This is a genomic window from Achromobacter deleyi, assembly GCF_013116765.2.
Classification (GTDB): Bacteria; Pseudomonadota; Gammaproteobacteria; order Burkholderiales; family Burkholderiaceae_B; genus Achromobacter; species Achromobacter deleyi_A.
In genome coordinates this window covers 858,232-876,657 of the sequence record NZ_CP074375.1, presented here as the reverse complement: position 1 = coordinate 876,657, position 18,426 = coordinate 858,232, and the positions used below count along the sequence as shown (strand labels likewise).

Genomic DNA, 18,426 nt, shown 5'->3' with positions numbered 1-18,426 from the left:
TTCCCGTCTCTTAGCCACCCTTTTTACAAAGATCCATCATGAGTCGTTTCCTGGGCGAGATCCGCCAACTCGGTTATGTGGTGCATGACATCGAAGCCGCCATGGACTACTGGAGCACCACGCTGGGCGTGGGCCCCTGGTACTACAACCCGCGCGTGCCCATCGTGAACTACCAGTACGACGGCGTCGGCTACGAGCCCCACAACTCGGTGGCGCTGGCCAACTCGGGCTTTGTGCAGGTCGAGCTGATCCAGACCCGCAACGACGTGCCCTCCATGTACCGCGACTTCCTGCAAGCCGGCCGCACCGGCCTGCAACACGTCGCCTATTGGACCGAGAGCTATGACGCCGACCTGGAGCGCCTGCTGGCGCAGGGCTTCAAGCCCAAGATGAGCGGCGAGGTCGGCGAGAAAGGCCGCTTCATCTACTTCGACACCGAGTATCACCCCGGCACGGTGATCGAGCTTTCCGAAGTGGCCGGCCCCAAGGGCCGCCTGTTCGACCTGATCCGCGAAAGCTCGCTGCACTGGGATGGCCAGGATCCGGTCCGCGCCTTCCCCGACCTGACCCGCCTCTGACACGCCTTTTCCCGCCACGCCGCACACCGCCACCATGAATTCCCAATCGTTTACCGCCACCTATCTGATTGAAACCCCCATGGACCCCGCCCGGGTCGCGGAGGTCATGGCCGGCGAGCAGTCCTGCGGCACGTTTACGCGGGTGCAGGGCGAAACGGACGAATTGCGCGCCCGCGCCCGCGCGCGCATCGAATCCATCGAAACCCTGGAATCCGTCAGCGAGCCCAGCCTGCCCAACGCCTGGCTGGCGCGTCAACCCGGCGGCATGCCGGGCAAGTTCCAGCGCGCGCGGGTGCGCATCGCCTTTCCCGTCGCCAACATCGGGGCCAACCTGCCCACGCTCGCGGCCACGGTGGGCGGCAACCTGTATGACCTGGGCGAAGTCACCGGCCTGCGTCTGGAAAGCATGGAACTGCCCGCCAACTACCGCGCGCAGTTCGACCTGCCGCAGGTCGGCATCGCCGGCACCCGCCAACTGACGGGCGTGGCGCAGGGGCCGCTGGTGGGCACCATCATCAAGCCCAACGTGGGGCTGTCGCCCGAGCAGACCGCGCACCTGGTGGCGCAGCTGTGCGCGGCGGGCGTGGACTTCATCAAGGACGACGAGGTCTGCGCCAATCCCGCCCATGCCCCGCTCGCGCAGCGCGTGGCGGCCGTGATGGCGGTGGTGCGCGCGCACCGCGAACGCACCGGCCGCAACGTCATGGTGGCCTTCAACATCAGCGACGAAACCGACGCCATGCGCCGCCACGCCGACCTGATCGAACGCGAGCAAGGCGCCTGCGTCATGGCCAGCCTGAACTGGTGCGGCTATTCCGCCATCCAGACCCTGCGGCGCAGCACGCCGCTGGCGCTGCATGGCCACCGCAACGGCTATGGCGCGCTGTCCCGCCACCCCTTGCTGGGCATGGGGTTCCAGGCCTACCAGACGCTCTGGCGCCTGGCGGGCGTGGACCACATGCATGTGCATGGCCTGCAAGGAAAGTTCGCGCAAGAGGACAGCGAGGTCGTCGACTCCGCGCGGGACTGCCTGGCGTCCCTGACGCCCGGCATCGACGACGCCGTCATGCCCGCGTTCTCTTCGGGCCAGTGGGCCGGCACGGTGCCCGCCACCTGGGCCGCGGTGCGCAGCGATGACCTGCTGTTCATGTCGGGCGGCGGCATCCTGGCGCACCCGGACGGCCCCGCCGCCGGTGTGCAGAGCATCCGCCAGGCCTGGCACGCGGTGCGTGACGGCCAGCGACTGGAAGACTACGCCCGCAATGCGCCGGAACTGCAGCGCGCGCTGGCCTTCTTCGGAAACCGCGCATGACGGACAGCCAGCGCAGCGCGTCGGCGCCGCAGGTGTGCTGGTATGGCGACGACTTCACCGGCGCCACCGACACGCTGGCCGAAGTCGCCCGCGCGGGCCTGCGCGGCCTGCTGTTCCTGGGAGTGCCCACGCCCGAGCAATTGCGCCGCGCCGGCCCGCTGGACGCCATCGGCATCGCCGGCGCCGCGCGCGGCATGGCGCCCGCCGAAATGGCAACCGAGCTGCGCGCCGTGGGCCGGTTCATGGCGGGCACCGGCGCCCGCGTGCTGCACTACAAGTGCTGTTCCACCTTCGACAGCGCGCCGCACGTCGGCAGCATCGGCGCCGCCATCCGCGAACTGCGCCGCCACATGCCCAACCCGATGGTGCCCATCGTCGGCGGCCAGCCCAGCATCGGCCGCTATTGCAGCTTTGCCCAATTGTTCGCCCGGGCCGGGTCCGCGCCGGAGATCCATCGGATCGACCGCCACCCCGTCATGAGCGCCCATCCCGTCACGCCGATGCACGAAGCCGACCTGCGCCTGCACCTGCAGGCACAGGGACTCTCCGGCATCCGGTCCGTGCCGCATACCACCTACCCCCCGCTGCGCCGGGCGGCCGACGCGCCCGCTCTCGAAAACTGGATCGAACAGATCATCGACACCACCGGCGGCCCCGTGCTGCTGGACCTGGTCGACGACGAGCAGCTTGCCGTCATCGGCCGCCTGATCTGGCGCGCGGCTTCACGCGCGCCGCTGCTGGCCGTGGGGCCCAGCAGCGTGCAACAGGCGCTGGCCCGCGCCATGCCTGCTGCGCGCGAAGGCGTCGCGCAGGCGCCGCCGCTGGTCCCGGCTGCCGGCGCCGTGCTGGTCGTGGCGGGCAGCCTGTCGCCGGTCACGGCCAGGCAGATCGCCGCCTGCCAGCGCTATGCGCGCCAGCCGCTGCAGGTGGAACGCCTGCTGGCGGACCCGGACTACGCGGCGCGGCAGGCGCAACAGGCCGCGGCCACGCTGGCTCAAGGGCACAACGTGCTGGCGCATACCGACAAACCCGCGGGCGCGGTCAGCGCGCAAGACACCGCGGCCACCGCCCGCGCCACCGGCAAGCTGGTGGCGGACATCGTCCGGAACAGCGCGCTGGCCGGCAGCCGCCTTTCGCGCATCGGCATCGCCGGTGGCGACACCTCCAGCCAGGCCACGCTGGCGCTGGGATTGTGGGGCCTGGCGTTTCGCTGCGTGCTGGCGCCCGGCGTGACGGTCAGCGTCACACGCAGCGACGACCCGCTGACCGACGGCATCGAACTGATGCTCAAGGGCGGCCAGATGGGCGGCGATCTCCTGTTCGACGAACTCGCGGCCGGCAAGGCGTAAAGCGCCGCCTGCCCGGGTTATGCTGCCCCGGGAGCTATCGGCCTGCCGCCGAATGCCGTCGTCCAGGAGACTCCAGAAATGAATTGGCGGTTCCGCGCATCCAGCATCGCCGCGCTCATCCTTTGCCTGCCATCGCCCGTCCCGGCCCAGACGCCGGCCACGCAAGCGGACTGGGAAATCGCCGTCCAGCGCAAGCTGGCGCGCCAGCTGGTCACCCCCAAGGAGGCCCGCGATATCGACACCCCGCTCACACTCAGGCTGCGCCTCGTCGTCCTGCGCGACGGCACGCTGGATACCGTGGCGCTGGCCACGTCATCCGGCAACGCGGCGGTGGATCAGGCCACGGTCAATATGGTCCGGCGCGCCGGCAGGCTGCCAGTCTTCGCGTCCGACATGACGAACGAGAAGCGGGAACTGATGCTGCCGGTCAGGTTCCAGCCCGGCGATGACGCGCCCCCCGCTCGCAGCGCCGCCAAGACCCGCTATGCCGATCCCGCAACGGGCTTTGCCCTGGCCGTGCCTGCTCCGTACCAGATCATCGGCAACCGCAAGACGGCAAGATTCGACACGCTGGTCGAAGTGGGCAGCGCCAGCGGTGTCCCGCCCCTGGCCGGCGCCAGTGGGTATCTGTGCGCCGTCGGCTTCAAGGCGACGCCGCCGGACGCCCGGCGGACACAGGCGGACTTGAATGCGCCCAAGGCCGTCGAAGCCCGCGCCGCGGCAGTGCGGCGCGTCCAGGCCAAACAAGATGCGACGCTGGAACAGCTGGAAGCATTCGAGCTGCGCGGCGCGCGTGGCATAGACTACGTGGTCGCGCCGGGCAGCGGCCCGGATCACCAGGACATCCGCCAATACACCGCGCTGCTCGACACCCCGCAGGGCCGCGTCACGGTCGCCTGCGCCACGACGCGCGACGCCATGCCGGCCGCCCTGGCCGGCCTGCGCAAGATCCGCGACGGCGTAAGCTGGGCACAACAATAAGGAGACGACACAGATGGCCAAGTATGAGATTGCAACGATAGAAGGCGACGGCATCGGCCCCGAGGTATGCCGGTCGGCAGTTACCGTGCTGAAGGAAGCCTGCGGCGCCGATCTGCTGGCGTTCAGCCTGCATGACGGCGGCGCCGACCACTACGTGAAGTCCGGCCATGTGCTGCCCGACGACACCTATGCCGCCTGCAAGGCCGCCGGCGCCATGCTGCACGGCGCGGCCGGCATGCCCGGCGTGACCTACCCCGACGGCACCGAGGTCGGCAACGACCTGCACCTGCGCCTGCGCTTCCGGCTGGACCTCTACGCCAATGTGCGGCCGATCCGGCTGTATCAAGGCGTGGACTCGCCGCTCAAGCATTTCCAGCCCGGACAGATCGACTACGTCATCGTCCGCGAAAACACCGAAGGCCTGTACGCCAGCCGCGGCGGCGGCATCGTGCTGCGAGACGAAGTCGCCACCGACACCATCGTCGTCACACGCAAAGGGGTGGAACGCGTCGCCCGCTTTTCCTTCGGCCTCGCACGCAGGCGCAACGGCGCGCCGCGCGACGGCAAGCGCCGCGTGACGGTCTGCGACAAGGCCAACATCCTGCGCACCTATGCGTTCTTTCGCAGTGTCTGCAACGACGTGGCGGCCGGCTACGCCGATGTCGAGATCGACTACGCCTATGCCGACGCCATCACCGTGCACATGCTCAAGCGCCCCGACTTCTATGACGTGATCGTGGCCGAGAACATGTTCGGCGACATCATTTCCGATCTGGGCGCCGGCACCATCGGCGGCTTGGGCCTGTCGCCGTCCGCCGAGCTCGGCGACGACCACGGCCTGTTCCAGGGCGCGCACGGTTCGGCGCCCGACATCGCCGGACAGAACGCCGCCAGCCCGCTGGCCACCATCCTGTCGGGCGCGCTCATGCTGCGCTGGCTGGGCGACAGGCACGCCGACGCCACGCTGCTCACCGCCGCCGAACGGGTCGAGCAAGCCGTCGAACGCGTGCTGGCCCAGGGCGACTACGTGCCCCGGGACCTGGGCGGACGCGCCAGCTGCACGGAAATGACGGACGCGGTGTGCCGGGCGCTATCCGCTTAGGCGGGTCTCCTTCATGACGTAGGCGAAGCTATTCCAGACCTCGGCATTGCTGGCCGACAATTGCCCGCCATTGGCGTAGGACGTTTCCATGGCGGGATAGCGCTGGCGGTTGTAGACGGTGACGTCATAGCCCAGCTTGGACAGGGCATAGGCAGACGTGACGCCGGTGATACCGGCGCCGATGACGGCGATACGGGGCATGCAGGCTCCAGATTGGATGGCCGCGACCCATCTTGGCCGCAGCACCCCATCTGTCTATGTACCTGAGAGCTACACCCGTGGCGCGGACGGCTGCGGGAGGGAACATAGCCAAATTCGCGTCGCATTTAATAGAGGGTTTGTACTAGGTGACTGCCCGCGCAGGTCACCAACGGAATCGCACCCTGACCAGGCCAAACCTGCAATCTCGAGGTATCGGTCGTAGATTTATTAGCTAGTAATCCTTGGCCCGATCGACGGCGTCGAGAAGCCATGTCTTGAAGGTCTGCAGCGACGCAGATTCAGATTTCTCGGGACTGTGAAGCAGGTAGTAGTGCTTGGCTGGTATGCAGAATCCCTGAAGTTGCGGCGTAGTCAAAGTTCCTGCACGCAGTTCGTCTTGGACGAAGAGGTCTGTAACCAGCCCCAGACCTAAGCCACTGCTTACAGCCTGGATGAGGTGAGCTGTGTATTCAAAACGAGATCCCACCTTGGCGATGCGCGGATCCATGTTGCTGTCCATCAGACACTCGCGCCACCCAGGCGCAGTCGTGTTCGCTTCAAGCAGGCTGTGCCGCTGCAGATCTTCTGGCTGCCGAAGAGGCTGTCGAGCAAGCAGCTCTGGCGCGGCGATGATGATGCCCTGCGTACTCACCAAATGGTGAGCCACCATGTTCGGCCAGTTTCCGTCACCTACCGCGATACACGCATCCATACCTTGAGACGCTCTTTCAATGTCGCCCGTGCGTGAATGGAGATTGATGAGTATTTCCGGATGCAGCGCCTGAAAGTTGCCCAGCCGGGGCATCAACCATTTTGAACTGAAGATGGGAAGTACAGCCAACTGCAGCGCGCCACTCTGCAGGCGCGACTCATAGATGTCGATGCTGGCGTTGCGAATACGCGCCAGTGCGCCCGCGATCTCTCGGGCATAACGCGCCCCTTCAGTCGTCAGACTGATGCGTCGACCTCGGCGCGTGAAAAGGTCAGCTTGCAACAGGCCCTCTAGCTCCTGTATGTGCCGACTTATGGCGCTCTGCGTCAAGCAGAGCTCGCTTGCCGCTTCGGTAAAGCTGCCAAGACGAGCTGCTGCGTCAAAGGCAAGGAGCTGGGACATGGAAGGCGCGAATTTACGCAAAAACATCATTCATAAAACTCATTTGTTGGATGAGTTTTTCCCGGTTTGAAACGCAGTTCGAGCTTTCTACTATAGCAATCCTCCCCGGCATTTTCATCCAATCCAGCATAGGAACGGCATCGCCACAGGGGCTCTTAACCTTTCAAAGGTGGATTATTCATGAGTTTTTTGAAAAACACGGTTTCCAACGAAGTGCCGGACATGCGCGAACGCGTCGGCGAAACCGAGTGGCAAGTTCGATGTGATCTAGCTGCGTTGTACCGTCTGGTGGCGCTGTTCGGGTGGGACGACTTGATCTTCACCCACATTACAGCCAAGGTGCCTGGCACCGAGCACTTTCTGATCAATCCCTATGGCATGACATTTGATGAGATCACCGCATCAAGTCTGGTGAAGATTGATCTAAATGGTCGGAAGGTAATGGAGTCCGAATACGACATCAACCCGGCCGGATTTACGATTCATAGCTGCATTCACGCCGCTCGCAAGGATGCCATGTGCGTCTTGCACACCCACTCCATCAATGGTGCGGCCGTGTCAGCGCAAAAGGCCGGCCTGCTTCCCGTGTCCCAATTTGCCTTCATTGTTCTGCCTTCGTTGGCATACCACGAGTACGAGGGGCTCGCATTGAATGCGGATGAACAACCGCGTCTCGTGCGGGATCTTGGAGCCAACAACTACCTGATCTTGCGCAATCACGGCTTGCTAACGGTGGGGTCGTCTATGGCCGACGCATTCCAATCGATGCACCGACTCGAAGCCGCATGCATGGTGCAGGTGCGGGCCCAATCGGGCGGATCGGAGCTGCTCGACATTCCGGCAGACATTCTCGCACGAGCTCACGTCGAGTCGCGTGCAGACCGCGCAGCCAAGGCGGAACTGGCATGGCCTGGTTTGCTGCGCCGATTGGAGCGCCGAAATCCTGGTTACGCGCTCTGACCTGTGAATGACGTATCGCGCCACGACGGGATGGCTCGAACGAAAAATGACTGGAGACACAATGAATTTGCGAATTAAGAAGCTTGAACTGGCGGCTGGGCTGTTGGCCGCCGCATGTGCGGTGCCTGCAGCGCAAGGGGAAACGTGGCCGGACAGGCCAATTCGTCTGGTTGTCCCCTTCGCGGCAGGAGGCAATACGGACTTGATGGCTCGTCTTTTGGGGTCTCAGCTGAACAAAGAATTGAACCAAACAATCGTGGTGGAGAACATCTCTGGCGCGTCGGGAAATATCGCGACCGCTCAGGTAGCTCGCGCTGCACCGGATGGCTACACAATGATGGTCGGGACGGTAGGCACTCAAGCTGTCAACCCCAGTCTGTACAAGGGACAGTCGGAGAAAACACTGGATAGCTTCCAACCGGTCACACTGTTCAGCACCATTCCCAACGTGCTGGTGGTAAATGCCCAGTTGCCGGTCAACAACGTGGCAGAGCTCGTTGCCTATGCGAAGAATCCGGCAAATTCCGCAAGCTTTGCGTCATCGGGTGTCGGATCCTCAATTCACTTATCGGGCGAGCTGTTCAACGTAGCGGCCCAACTACAAGCGACACATGTTCCATATCGTGGCAGTGCACCAGCGGTTTCAGACCTTATGGGCGGGCAGGTCACGTTGATGTTTGACAACCTCAGCTCCTCTCTTCCCTACATCCAGAGCGGCAAACTCAAAGCGCTGGCTGTGACCTCGGCAAAGCGCAGTGCTCTCTTGCCGAACGTACCGACAATGGTTGAAGCGGGCTACCCGGACTTCGTGATTGGTTCCTGGAACGGTGTGCTGGCGCCGGCGGGCACGTCGGCCGAGGTTGTGGAGAAGCTGGACGGTGCGATTCGTCGTATTGTTGCAACGCCAGAGTTTCAGCAGCGCATAAGCCAATTGGGTGGGGAAACGCGCGCGGATGGCCCGGCAGATTTTGACGTGTTTATCCGAGCCGAGTATCGTCGCTGGGCACGCGTAATAACGGATGCCAAGTTGCAACCGCAATGACCTGAACTCGGTTGAGGTCGGGCTGGCGGGTTGCGGTCCGACCTCGAAAGCACTGATCGCGTGCTAGCCCAGGGCGACTATGCCCCGGGACCTGGGCGGACGCGCCAGCTGCACGGAAATGACGGACGCGGTGTGCCGGGCACTGTCCGCTTAGGCGGGTCTCCAAACAAGGTCGCGCGGACATCGCTAGCGTTCATGCCAGTACCGCCTGCCCCGGTCGCGCTGCGCCCACACATCCAGCCCCCCGGGGCCTGACTCCGCCATGACCGCGCCGTCGCGGTCGCTGCGCCAGAACCGGGTGCCGGCGCGCGTCCAGCGCAACTCCACCGCGCGTGCAGGATGCCGGAAACGGTTCAGATGCCCCGCCTGCGCGATCGCGTGGGCGGCGCCCACGGCCGCGACCAGTTCCCGGCCGGATGAGGACGCCGAGCCATGGTGCGGCGCCAGCACGACGTCTGTGGGTGCAAGGCCCTCCGCCACCAGCTCCCGCTCCTGCGCCACGCCGATATCCCCGGTCAGCAGCAAGGAATGGCGCAGGCCTTCCACGCGCAGCACGCAGCTGTCCGCATTGCGGTCTTCCCCCCGCGGGCTGCCGCCGGGCGCGGGATGCAGGAACGTGAAGCTCACGCCGTCGGCCTCCCAACTCCATCCACGCTCGCAACGCTTCATCTCCTGCGGCAAGACTGGTTGCGCATTGCCGGCATCCGGCCACATCCTTGCATCGCGCCGCAAGAAGGCCGGCAGATCGAATGCAGCATGGCTGCGCGCCACCGGCGCGGCGGCCAGCACCGCGCGCGTGCCGCCCACGTGGTCCGTGTCCGCGTGCGACAGGACCAGCACGTCCAGCCGCCCGATCCCGCGCGCCTGGAGGAACGGTGCGACAACGCGCTCGCCCGCGTCGCTGCCACCGTAGCTGCGGGGCCCTGCGTCAAACAGCAGGGACTGACTTGCCGTTTCCACCAGGATGGAGCTGCCCTGCCCCACGTCCATGGCGCTCATGCGCCAGTAGCCCGGCTCCGGCCTGTCGGGCCGCCAAAACAGCAAAGGCAGCATGCAGGCCCATCCCAGATGGCGCCCGGGCCAGCCCCGCGCCTGCAGCGCCCAGACCATGCCCGCCACCGCCAGCAGCAGCCAGGGCCAGCCTGCCGCGGCGACCGGCACGCTGGCCCAGCTGGCGTTGCCCACCCAGGCCACGGGCGCCATGGTCAGGTCGAAGGCGGCCAGCCCGATCCGCCCTGCAATGGCGGCGGCACCTTCCGCGCCCGGCACGGCGGACAAGGCCGCGCACAGCAGCGCCAGCGGCGTCACAATGAACGTCACCGAAGGAATGGCCACCGCGTTTGCCAGGGGCGACCCCAGCGACACCTGGTGCACCAGGAAGGCCAGCAGCGGCATAAGGCCGACCGTGACCATCAGCTGCAGGCGCGTCGCCTGCGCCAGCCTGGCCAACCACCGCTCGCGCCAGCCGGCGCTCGCGTCAAATGGCGCATCGGCGATGCGCAGCAACACGGCCACCGCCCCGAACGACAACCAGAATCCTGGTGACACCGGCGCCCACGGATCCAGCGCCACCACCACCGCCGCCGCGCAGGCCAGCACCCTGCCCGCCGACAGCGGCAGGCGCGACATGACGGCCGCCAGCACCACCGACAGCATGAAAAACGTCCGGCGCGCCGGCACGCCCCAACCCGCCAGCAGGCAGTACAGCAGCGCCACCGCCGCGGCGACGGCCCCGCCGGCAATGCGCGCAGGCAGACGCTCGGCCAGCCCCGCTCCCCGCCAGCGCAGGCGCCGCCAGATGGCAGAGGCCAGCAACCCTGCAATGCCCGCGATGGACGTGACATGCATGCCGCTGATCGACACCAGATGCGTGATGCCGCTGCGGTTGAAGATGCGCCAGTCATCGCGCGCCACGCCCGCCTGGTCCCCGATCGCCAGCGCGACCAGCACCGGCGCATAGCGCTGCGGGCCCAGCGCCGCCCGCATGCCCTCGCGCACATGATGGCGCGCCCGCTCGATCGCGATGCCGGGCGTTGCCCAGGGCCGGTCCGCCAGCAGATCCGGCTGCCCCCGCACGGTGCCCGTCGCCCGCACGTTGTCGGCGAACATGCGCCCCTGCGCATCGGGGCCGGCGGGGTTCAGCAAGCCCTGCGGCCTGCGCAGCACCAGCGCCATGCGCCAGACCTGGCCGGGCAGCACCTGCGGCAGGCCCTGATGCGCACCCGCCGCCGCCTGCCAGGTCACCTGGATGCGTGTCGGGATTCCGGGACGAGCGGGTTCGTCCAGCTCGGCCACGAAGCGCTGGCGCTGGGCGTCTCCGTCCGGAAGCCCCGCCACGCGCAGCACCAGCCGGGAGACCTCGTCCTGATGCGCATCCGCCAGCGCGTTGTCCAGGCGGTATTGGGCTTGCAGGGCGGCATTGATGAAGCCCACGGAGAATCCCAGCGCCAATGCCGCGGGGATACCTGTGAATTCGTGGCTCGCGCGAGTCCAGCAGACCCAGGCGACTCCGCCCGCGGCAGCCGCCAGCCACAATACCGCCGGGCCGGGCAAGGCCGGCTGGACTTGCACCAGCCCCGCGCCAGCCACGAGCGCAAGACAGAAAGATCGGCCCCTGATGGCTCTCTCCCTAAATGGGAAAGCGTAGGTCGCAAAGGGATCAGGCAGGCCTAGGGGTGAACGGATTTATCCACGTCGGCAAATCACCGCGAAAAGTGCACGAATAGTCCGTACATACCCCCAAACAAGAAGACCAGAGCCATAAGGCGTGTGGCAATGATGAGGCGCCGTTGAGGGAAGAGGCGGCCATGCGCGTCGCGACGGAATGCCTCAAACCTCCGCACCATGAACACGGGGGCCAAGGACAGCACGATCACGCACAGGGTCAGCAGTGTCCCCGCCACGGCGGCGCGCCAGTCCGTCCGGATCAGGGCAGAAAGGGTAAGACCCGCTCCCCAGCCCGTTAATGCTCCGGCAAAGCCCAACAGGAATTGAGAGGCTAGCCATTCAGTCATGCGGGAGCGGAGCGACGTGAAGGTCGACAGCCCGGCCAGCACGAAAAGAAGGAATATGGATGGGGCGAAGACTTTCAACGGCAAAAACGAATCGCGCCCCTCAAGCAGTTGGCTCGCCCCAAATTCGCATAACAGCGTCAGAGAGGTTACGACAATCAAGGATGAGCGAAAGGCGTTCAGTGCGGCCATCTACTGCGACTCCACGGTGCAAGCGATACAGGAAGGTAATCCGAGCGACTGCACCTGAACCTGATGCGTTCTCAGCTACGGCGTCATTTTTGCATGAACGAGGTGACAATCCTGGATGATCAAGGCACCGTCCTCGCGCCCACGCCAGTGCTCTCCCCCGCCTAGCCAGGCACGCTACATGCTGAGTCTCCCATTCGACAGGCGGCAAATGCCGCCTGGTGACCTGAATCCAAGGAGACCGATATGGCAGACCATGTAATCAAGGTGCTGAACCAGCTCATCGAAACGTCGAAAGACGGCGAAAAGGGCTTCGACGCCGCCGCCGACGACACGAAGACCGCCGAGCTGCAGCAACTGTTCAGGAACCGCTCGCGCGATTGCGCCACCGGCGCCGCCGAGCTGCAGGCGCTGGTGAGCCAATTGGGCGGCAAGCCGGAAGACAGCGGCACCGTGTCGGGCGCCATGCACCGGGGCTGGACCAACCTGAAGGCCGCTGTCACGAGCCGCAGCGACCTCGTCCTGCTGGAAGAATGCGAGCGGGGCGAGGATGTGGCGAAGGCGGCCTATGCCAAGGCGCTGCAGGAAACCTTGCCGGAGAACGTCCGCGCGGTCGTCGAGCGCCAGTACCAGGGCGTGCTGCGCAACCACGACCAGGTTCGCGACCTGCGCAATCGCTACCGGACGACGACGTAAGATGCCGGCCGTTCCCCCGGGCCGCCATTCCGGACTGGGGGAGCGGCGCGGGCCAAGGTGCTGGCCGCGCTAGCCGCGAACACAAGGGAAAACGATCCCCCTCGTTTACTGCGATGTGCACATGTCAGCCCGATTTGCGTCGATGTACGCCATGGATTTCTTTTGCAGCCAGGCATGGGCCTTCAACATCACCGCACCCATGTCATCGGACACCGGGTCGCCGAAGTAAAAATCGATGTCCCGTCCCAGGCGCTCGGCGTCATTCAGCGACCGCGGATCAGCCTGGTGTTGCGACAGGATCCGCGCCTTCGCCTGCCAGGCAAGCTGCGCCTCCTGGGCCCGGTCCAGATTCGTCATCAAGGGATCGTCCAGAAGCTGCTGAAGCTGGGTCAAGGTGGGTTCAGGTATGCCGTCCCAGTAGGCACGTTCGACGCGTTCGCCAAATACCCCCATCCACATCGCCAAATTCTCCCACTGCTCCAGTTGGGCGGCGGGCACGAACAGGCGTGTGGCGGCCGGCTTCGGCACGCAGCGCTTAAGCAGCGCAAAGCGCCGGAGCGCCGGAGCGCCGGAGCGCATCTTCCAGCCCCATCAGCTTCGCGCGGGGCTCGCTCCACTCCTGCATGAGCACGCTGGAGTTTTGCATCGCCGACAGGATCTTTTGCTGACGTGGCGTAATCGAAGGCTCGGCGCCGCTGGCTGCAACGGGCCACCACAATGACAAACACACCACCGCCACAACACTCCCGAGCCTGCCCCACATCGCCACAACTCCTCGCCTTATCGTGGCGCGATTCTAGCCCGTCGGGCATTGCGTGAATTTTCCTCAATCTGCCCGCAAACCCAATTCACGCTATATCGCCTATAACCCCGGGTTCGCCTTTTTCATCGCCTTACTCGGAGTTTTCATGTCCCTCCTGTTGCCCACCACGCTCGTCGGTTCGTACTCGCAACCCGACTGGCTGATCGATCGCAAGCGCCTCGGCGATCGCTTCCCGCCCCGCGTGCGTGCCCAGGAACTCTGGCGTGTCGCGCCGGAATGGCTGGAACAGGCCCAGGACGACGCCACCTTGCTGGCGATCCGGGATCAGGAAGACGCCGGCGTGGACATCATCACCGACGGCGAGGTCCGCCGCGAAAGCTACTCCAACCGCTTCGCCACCGCGCTGGAAGGCGTGGACCTCGACAATCCGGGCTCGGCCCTGGACCGCAGCGGCCACCCCAACCCCGTGCCGCGCGTGGTGGGCAAGATCCGCCGCAAGCACGCCGTGCAGGTGCGCGACGTGCAGTTCCTGCGCGCGCACACCGACCGCCAGATCAAGATCACGGTGCCGGGTCCCTTCACCATGGCGCAGCAGGCCCAGAACGACTTCTACGGTTCCGAGACCGAGATGGCTTACGACTATGCCCAGGCCGTCAACGAGGAAATCCGTGACCTGTTCGCAGCCGGCGCGGATGTGGTGCAGATCGACGAGCCCTACATGCAGGCGCGCCCCGAAAAGGCCCGCGAGTACGGCGTCGAAGTGCTGAACCGCGCCCTCGAAGGCGTGGTGGGCCGGACCGCGGTGCACATCTGCTTCGGCTATGCCGCCGTCATTCACGCACGCCCCAACGGCTACTCGTTCCTGCCCGAGCTTTGCGGCTGCTCCGCGCACCAGATCTCGATCGAGACCGCGCAGTCGAACCTGGATTGCGCCGTGCTCGACACGCTGCCCAACAAGGAAATCATGCTGGGCGTGCTGGATCTGTCGACCAATGAGATCGAGCAGCCGGAAGTCGTCGCCGCCCGCATCCGGCGCGCTCTGCCGCATGTGGCGCCCGAACGCCTGATCATTGCGCCCGACTGCGGCCTGAAGTACCTGCCGCGCGACGTGGCCTTCGGCAAGATGAAGGCGATGGTCGACGGCGCCAGGATCGTCCGCGCCGAACTGGCCGAGCGCGCCTGAGCGCCAACCATCAACCGTTCCCTGCCGGCCTAGGTGCCCTTGTATGTTGCGCAAACTGATCGCCCTTTCCTTCTCGCTCCTGGCGCCGCTGGCCGCCGCCCAGGACTTTCCCTCGCATCCGATCACGATCGTGGTTCCCGTGCCCCCGGGCGGCATCGTGGACCTGGCCGCGCGCCTGGCGAGCGAGCCGCTGGCGACCGCGCTTGGCCAGCCTACGGTCATCGACAATCGCGCCGGCGCCAGCGGCAATATCGCCTATGGCCTGGTGGCGGCCGCAAATCCCGACGGGTACACGCTGCTGGCGTCGTACTCGATGTATCACGCGGGCAATCCGTCCATGTTCACGGGGCTGCGCTGGAGCACCGGGTCGTTCAAGCCGGTAGGCATGGTGGCGGTGGCGCCGCACGTAGTGACGGTCCATCCCTCGCTGCCCGTCCATAATCTGAAGGAGCTGGTCGCCTACGCCAAGGCGCACCCGGGCGAAATCAACTACGCCTCGCAAGGCAGCGGTTCGGTCCCGCACGTAGGCACCGAATTGCTCAAGCAGATGACGGGCACGGACATGGTGCACGTGCCCTACAAGGGCTCGGGTCCGGCCATCCAGGACGTCCTGTCGGGCCGGGTCCAGCTCTTCGTGACCACGCCTCCCTCGGTCATCGGACACGTGCAGATGGGCAAGCTGCGCGCCATCGCGGTGGCCGGCGCGGCGCGGCACCCCATGATTCCGGATGTGCCGACCGCGGCCGAACAGGGCTATCCGGGGTTCGAGCTGGATGCGTGGGTATCGCTGTTTGCCCCGGCCGGGACGCCGGACGCCGTCGTGCAAAAGATCAGCGCGGCGCTGGAGGCCGGATTGAAAAAGCCGGAGCTCATCAAGACCGCCACCGAGGCGGGCGTGCGGGTCAATTACCAGAACCCCGAGGAACTGGGGCGCACCGTGGCGCAGGATACGGCGCACTGGTCGCAGGTGATCAAGTCCGCCAATATCACGGTGAACTGAGGACGCGGCCCACGCTGCGCGGCGCCCGATCGTCAGACGGGCACCGCGCAGGAACGCAGGGCACGCGCCTCAAGCATGAATCCAGAACGCGCTCTCGGCGAACTCGCTGCCATTCCACCAATTGGCCTTGCCTCTTCCATAGCGGAAATTGGTCGCGCCGGCCTGGCTTTGCAGCGGCGCTTCCACCGCTCCATCCGCATTTCGCTTGGCTGTCTTGTCGGAAGTTTCCGGCACCACCATCACGATGTGACCTGAACGGCCGTCTTCCTTGCGCCGGGCGACGATGATTCCCAGCGCTCCCTGGTTGACCTCCGTCTGCAGCCCGGTCAGCGTTCCGATCTGCCTCCAGCCAAACTGAAGACCGAAATCCCGGAGCCACCGGAAGAGATCGTTCGCACGCATTTCCTGAATGGTGGAGCCGTACAAGGGCGCGACCTGCTGCTGCGCCGCCAGTTGCAATAGCGCGCGAGGCGTCCACCAGACCCGCGGGATGTAGGCGCCGGCCAGATGGCAGAAGTCGTGGGCATAGATGTTGCAGAACGTCAGGCCGGCACGCGGTTGATACCGCTGATGCGCAGGATTCTCGGCATCCAGCCACTCGATAATGGCCCCAAGCGACAGCCGTAGTTCTTCGGCCGTGCCGCCGGTTCGGCTGGGCTGCTGCGGTTCGTTCAGCGTATGGGCATTGGCGGGCGCGGTGCGGCGCGTGACGACGCCGCTCTTGCGCGGCATGTGTACCGCGACAATTCCCACTGACGGCGGACTCGATTCCGGCACGGCGACCGGGATCTCCTGATAATCCGAATCGGCGACCAGGAATTTCCTGGAAGAATAGCCGCGGAAATACGCCCCGCTAAGGCTGGTCTCGATTTCCAGGAACCCGCCTTTTGCCCGTTCCGAGAAAGCGCGGACGGGGTGCCCATCGGGCAGGTTCGCCAGGACATTGGCCTGAGGCGGTTCGCTTATCCACGGGTCGCTTCTCAGGCGTAGCATGCCTTCCTTGGTTTGCACCTTGAGCGCGATCCCGGCGCCAGCCAGCGCCGCCACGGGCGCCACCGCGGCCTCGCCCGCCGCGGGCGCCCTCAGAACGGCGGGCGTGCCCGTTGTTCCGACCGTGTGACACAGCCGCAGGAAGTCGAAGAAGGTCTCTCCGTAGTACTTCTCACCGTCGAAGTAGCCCTGCTTCAAGCCCTTGGCTGGCTTATAGCCGCCGGTGTTGTACGCGATGGCGATGGCAGTCAGCTCCAGGTCATCGAGATCGGTTCTGCCGTCATAACCCAGCCGCTTCGCGGCCGACCTGAGCTCTTTCAGGCATCGGTTCAGGGCCGTCCCAAAGTCCGCATACAAGCCATTCAGGAAGAACTCTGGTTCGGTCTTGAAGAACTGCAGATCCAGCTGGAATATGCCAAAGCCGTGGCAGAACTTGTTAGGCTTTTTGGCCACGGCTGCATATCCGGGGACGTACTGCGCCATGTCAACCAGGGCCTGATGCGCCAAGTCGAACATTTCCTTGCCTTGCGCCACGCCGAGCAGATCCGTCTTGGTCTTGGGAAATGCCGAACGTCCGCGGTCGGCGTCCAGGGTATCCCCGACGCAGAGCCGGAGAATCTCACTCACGGACAACCCCGCCTTGCGCAAGGCTGACCAGATCTGGCCGGTCTCCTGGCAGGCCAGCGCCGTCATGAAGTCGACGGTGAGCGGCGTTCCGGCCACGGCGGCATCGATCGGCCCATGAAACTGAGATTTGAACCAGCGGATGTTGTCGGGGGTGGGCATGTATCCCTCCAGCCAGATATGGTCAAAGCCGGAGCGTGCTTCCGGCCCGGGAAGACGGCGGATTTTTGGTTCGAGTTGACACTGCCCCCGGACGCTTTCCCATACCCCAAATAGGGGATGCGGACTTTACTTCATCCGCCGGCTCGGCCCTCTTTTCGAAGCGCCACAATCGTCTTGACAAGGCCCGGTCACCCTCGGAACATACCCCTTCCACCCGGGGAGCTTCGGCAAGAAGCTGTGTCCCCGACGCAAGGACCGCTACCAGGCATGTCACACCCCGATCTGCATATCCTCGCCCAGGCCTCCCAGGACCTGCTCGCCGCCGTGCGCCGCGATGCTCCGCTGGTGCAATGCCTGACCAATTTCGTATCGATGAACTACGCGGCCAACGCGCTGCTGGCCGCCGGCGCATCCCCGGCCATGGTGCATGCGGTGGAAGAGGCTCCCGAATTCGCGCGGATCTGCGGCGCTGTCGTGATCAACATTGGCACCCTGTCCGCGCCCTGGCTCGACAGCATGCTGCTGACCGCGGCGTCCGCCGGCCAGGCCGGCACGCCATGGGTGCTGGACCCCGTCGCCCATCACGCCACCGCCTTTCGCCGCGATGCCGTCCAGCGGCTGCTGGACCTGCGGCCCGCCATCGTCCGGGGCAATGCGTCGGAGATCATTGCGCTGGCTGGCGGACAGAGCGCCGGCAAGGGCGTGGATTCCCGCGATGAAGTGGCGCAGGCGGAGCAATCCGCCCGCGACATCGCGGCGCGGCGCCAGACGGTGGTCGCGGTGACCGGCGAGGTGGATTTCGTCACCGACGGGGAACGTTCCGTGCGCATCACTGGCGGCTCGCCGCTGATGCCGCGCGTAACCGCAACCGGCTGCGCGCTGACGGCCGTGGTGGGCGCCTACGCCGCGGTGTCCGCGAAAGACCCGTATGCCGCGGCAGTCGCCGCCCTCTCCTGCTTCAGCATCGCGGGCCGACGGGCCGGAACACTGGCGGACGGCCCCGGATCGTTCGCATGGCGGTTCCTGGACGCATTGGCCGGGCTGGAACACGACTGCCTGACACGGGAATCGCCGCTGCGCTGAGCGCCGCATCCCTCCGCTGGCTCCAGCCATCCTTCTGCCTGACCCACCCGTGTCATGGGTAGGTCACACGCTGTCCCCAGAATTGC

General features: G+C 65.6%; 16 protein-coding genes and 1 pseudogene. 11 read left to right on the top strand and 6 right to left on the bottom strand.

Annotated elements, in window-relative coordinates:
- The first annotated feature begins 38 nt into the window (after nucleotides 1-38).
- The 5 genes from HLG70_RS04070 (at nucleotide 39) to HLG70_RS04050 (ending at nucleotide 5,322) form a co-directional block, all read left to right on the top strand.
- Nucleotides 39-578 carry a VOC family protein gene (locus HLG70_RS04070; protein WP_171663837.1) on the top strand — a complete coding sequence of 180 codons (540 nt, stop codon included), beginning with the start codon at nucleotides 39-41 and terminating at the stop codon, nucleotides 576-578.
- 34 nt (nucleotides 579-612) lie between these two features.
- Nucleotides 613-1,890, top strand: coding sequence for a ribulose-bisphosphate carboxylase large subunit family protein (locus HLG70_RS04065; RefSeq protein ID WP_171663838.1), 1,278 nt, complete (start codon nucleotides 613-615; stop codon nucleotides 1,888-1,890).
- Complete coding sequence (locus HLG70_RS04060) at nucleotides 1,887-3,239, top strand: four-carbon acid sugar kinase family protein (protein WP_171663839.1); 1,353 nt, start codon at nucleotides 1,887-1,889, stop codon at nucleotides 3,237-3,239. Before HLG70_RS04065 ends, HLG70_RS04060 begins: the two co-directional genes overlap by 4 nt.
- A 78-nt stretch (nucleotides 3,240-3,317) precedes the next feature.
- Complete coding sequence (locus HLG70_RS04055; RefSeq protein ID WP_171663840.1) at nucleotides 3,318-4,220, top strand: TonB family protein; 903 nt, start codon at nucleotides 3,318-3,320, stop codon at nucleotides 4,218-4,220.
- Between the two features lie 13 nt (nucleotides 4,221-4,233).
- Nucleotides 4,234-5,322 (top strand): isocitrate/isopropylmalate dehydrogenase family protein, encoded by a 1,089-nt coding sequence (locus HLG70_RS04050; RefSeq protein WP_171663841.1) that lies wholly within the window; start codon nucleotides 4,234-4,236, stop codon nucleotides 5,320-5,322.
- Here HLG70_RS04050 and HLG70_RS04045 read toward each other — a convergent pair.
- Together HLG70_RS04045 and HLG70_RS04040 are read right to left on the bottom strand one after the other, a co-directional pair.
- Nucleotides 5,323-5,523, bottom strand: a pseudogene (locus tag HLG70_RS04045) (FAD-dependent oxidoreductase); the annotation flags it as partial.
- Between the two features lie 232 nt (nucleotides 5,524-5,755).
- Nucleotides 5,756-6,667: a LysR substrate-binding domain-containing protein gene (locus HLG70_RS04040; RefSeq protein ID WP_171663842.1), complete on the bottom strand. Its 912-nt coding sequence runs from the start codon at nucleotides 6,665-6,667 to the stop codon at nucleotides 5,756-5,758.
- Nucleotides 6,668-6,817: 150 nt separating this feature from the next.
- Here HLG70_RS04040 and HLG70_RS04035 point away from each other — a divergent pair, with 150 nt between their 5' ends.
- A complete protein-coding gene (locus HLG70_RS04035; RefSeq protein ID WP_171663843.1) occupies nucleotides 6,818-7,597 on the top strand; it encodes a class II aldolase/adducin family protein in 780 nt (259 codons plus the stop codon).
- 61 nt (nucleotides 7,598-7,658) lie between these two features.
- Nucleotides 7,659-8,639 (top strand): Bug family tripartite tricarboxylate transporter substrate binding protein, encoded by a 981-nt coding sequence (locus HLG70_RS04030; RefSeq protein WP_171663844.1) that lies wholly within the window; start codon nucleotides 7,659-7,661, stop codon nucleotides 8,637-8,639.
- Between the two features lie 186 nt (nucleotides 8,640-8,825).
- Here HLG70_RS04030 and HLG70_RS04025 read toward each other — a convergent pair whose 3' ends face one another.
- Together HLG70_RS04025 and HLG70_RS04020 are read right to left on the bottom strand one after the other, a co-directional pair.
- On the bottom strand, nucleotides 8,826-11,210 hold the full coding sequence (locus HLG70_RS04025) for a DNA internalization-related competence protein ComEC/Rec2 (protein WP_171663845.1): 2,385 nt from the start codon (nucleotides 11,208-11,210) through the stop codon (nucleotides 8,826-8,828).
- Between the two features lie 131 nt (nucleotides 11,211-11,341).
- Nucleotides 11,342-11,842, bottom strand: coding sequence for a hypothetical protein (locus HLG70_RS04020; RefSeq protein WP_171663846.1), 501 nt, complete (start codon nucleotides 11,840-11,842; stop codon nucleotides 11,342-11,344).
- A gap of 243 nt (nucleotides 11,843-12,085) precedes the next feature.
- Here HLG70_RS04020 and HLG70_RS04015 point away from each other — a divergent pair, with 243 nt between their 5' ends.
- Nucleotides 12,086-12,535, top strand: coding sequence for a PA2169 family four-helix-bundle protein (locus tag HLG70_RS04015; protein ID WP_171663847.1), 450 nt, complete (start codon nucleotides 12,086-12,088; stop codon nucleotides 12,533-12,535).
- A 105-nt stretch (nucleotides 12,536-12,640) separates the two neighbouring features.
- On the opposite strand, the gene HLG70_RS04010 is transcribed toward HLG70_RS04015, so the two are convergent.
- Nucleotides 12,641-13,114: a hypothetical protein gene (locus HLG70_RS04010; protein WP_171663848.1), complete on the bottom strand. Its 474-nt coding sequence runs from the start codon at nucleotides 13,112-13,114 to the stop codon at nucleotides 12,641-12,643.
- 329 nt (nucleotides 13,115-13,443) lie between these two features.
- Between HLG70_RS04010 and HLG70_RS04005 the strand changes: the two genes are divergently transcribed.
- Together HLG70_RS04005 and HLG70_RS04000 are read left to right on the top strand one after the other, a co-directional pair.
- Nucleotides 13,444-14,481, top strand: a complete 1,038-nt coding sequence (locus tag HLG70_RS04005; protein WP_171663849.1) for a uroporphyrinogen decarboxylase family protein — start codon at nucleotides 13,444-13,446, stop codon at nucleotides 14,479-14,481.
- A gap of 43 nt (nucleotides 14,482-14,524) precedes the next feature.
- Nucleotides 14,525-15,481 (top strand): Bug family tripartite tricarboxylate transporter substrate binding protein, encoded by a 957-nt coding sequence (locus HLG70_RS04000; protein ID WP_171663850.1) that lies wholly within the window; start codon nucleotides 14,525-14,527, stop codon nucleotides 15,479-15,481.
- Nucleotides 15,482-15,550: 69 nt separating this feature from the next.
- Here HLG70_RS04000 and HLG70_RS03995 read toward each other — a convergent pair whose 3' ends face one another.
- Nucleotides 15,551-17,257: a hypothetical protein gene (locus HLG70_RS03995; RefSeq protein WP_171663851.1), complete on the bottom strand. Its 1,707-nt coding sequence runs from the start codon at nucleotides 17,255-17,257 to the stop codon at nucleotides 15,551-15,553.
- 267 nt (nucleotides 17,258-17,524) lie between these two features.
- Between HLG70_RS03995 and thiM the strand changes: the two genes are divergently transcribed.
- Nucleotides 17,525-18,340, top strand: a complete 816-nt coding sequence (gene thiM, locus HLG70_RS03990) for a hydroxyethylthiazole kinase (RefSeq protein ID WP_171663852.1) — start codon at nucleotides 17,525-17,527, stop codon at nucleotides 18,338-18,340.
- Nucleotides 18,341-18,426: the final 86 nt, after the last annotated feature.

Excerpts from the sequence above, each read along its gene's own strand:
- HLG70_RS04060 (WP_171663839.1), top strand. The coding sequence starts at position 1,887 with ATGACGGACAGCCAGCGCAGCGCGTCGGCGCCGCAGGTGTGCTGGTAT.
- HLG70_RS04070 (WP_171663837.1), top strand. The coding sequence starts at position 39 with ATGAGTCGTTTCCTGGGCGAGATCCGCCAACTCGGTTATGTGGTGCAT.
- HLG70_RS04050 (WP_171663841.1), top strand. The coding sequence starts at position 4,234 with ATGGCCAAGTATGAGATTGCAACGATAGAAGGCGACGGCATCGGCCCC.
- HLG70_RS04035 (WP_171663843.1), top strand. The coding sequence starts at position 6,818 with ATGAGTTTTTTGAAAAACACGGTTTCCAACGAAGTGCCGGACATGCGC.
- HLG70_RS04005 (WP_171663849.1), top strand. The coding sequence starts at position 13,444 with ATGTCCCTCCTGTTGCCCACCACGCTCGTCGGTTCGTACTCGCAACCC.
- HLG70_RS04020 (WP_171663846.1), bottom strand. The coding sequence starts at position 11,842 with ATGGCCGCACTGAACGCCTTTCGCTCATCCTTGATTGTCGTAACCTCT.
- HLG70_RS03995 (WP_171663851.1), bottom strand. The coding sequence starts at position 17,257 with ATGCCCACCCCCGACAACATCCGCTGGTTCAAATCTCAGTTTCATGGG.
- HLG70_RS04000 (WP_171663850.1), top strand. The coding sequence starts at position 14,525 with ATGTTGCGCAAACTGATCGCCCTTTCCTTCTCGCTCCTGGCGCCGCTG.
- HLG70_RS04030 (WP_171663844.1), top strand. The coding sequence starts at position 7,659 with ATGAATTTGCGAATTAAGAAGCTTGAACTGGCGGCTGGGCTGTTGGCC.
- HLG70_RS04055 (WP_171663840.1), top strand. The coding sequence starts at position 3,318 with ATGAATTGGCGGTTCCGCGCATCCAGCATCGCCGCGCTCATCCTTTGC.
- HLG70_RS04015 (WP_171663847.1), top strand. The coding sequence starts at position 12,086 with ATGGCAGACCATGTAATCAAGGTGCTGAACCAGCTCATCGAAACGTCG.
- HLG70_RS04040 (WP_171663842.1), bottom strand. The coding sequence starts at position 6,667 with ATGATGTTTTTGCGTAAATTCGCGCCTTCCATGTCCCAGCTCCTTGCC.
- thiM (WP_171663852.1), top strand. The coding sequence starts at position 17,525 with ATGTCACACCCCGATCTGCATATCCTCGCCCAGGCCTCCCAGGACCTG.
- HLG70_RS04010 (WP_171663848.1), bottom strand. The coding sequence starts at position 13,114 with ATGCGCTCCGGCGCTCCGGCGCTCCGGCGCTTTGCGCTGCTTAAGCGC.
- HLG70_RS04065 (WP_171663838.1), top strand. The coding sequence starts at position 613 with ATGAATTCCCAATCGTTTACCGCCACCTATCTGATTGAAACCCCCATG.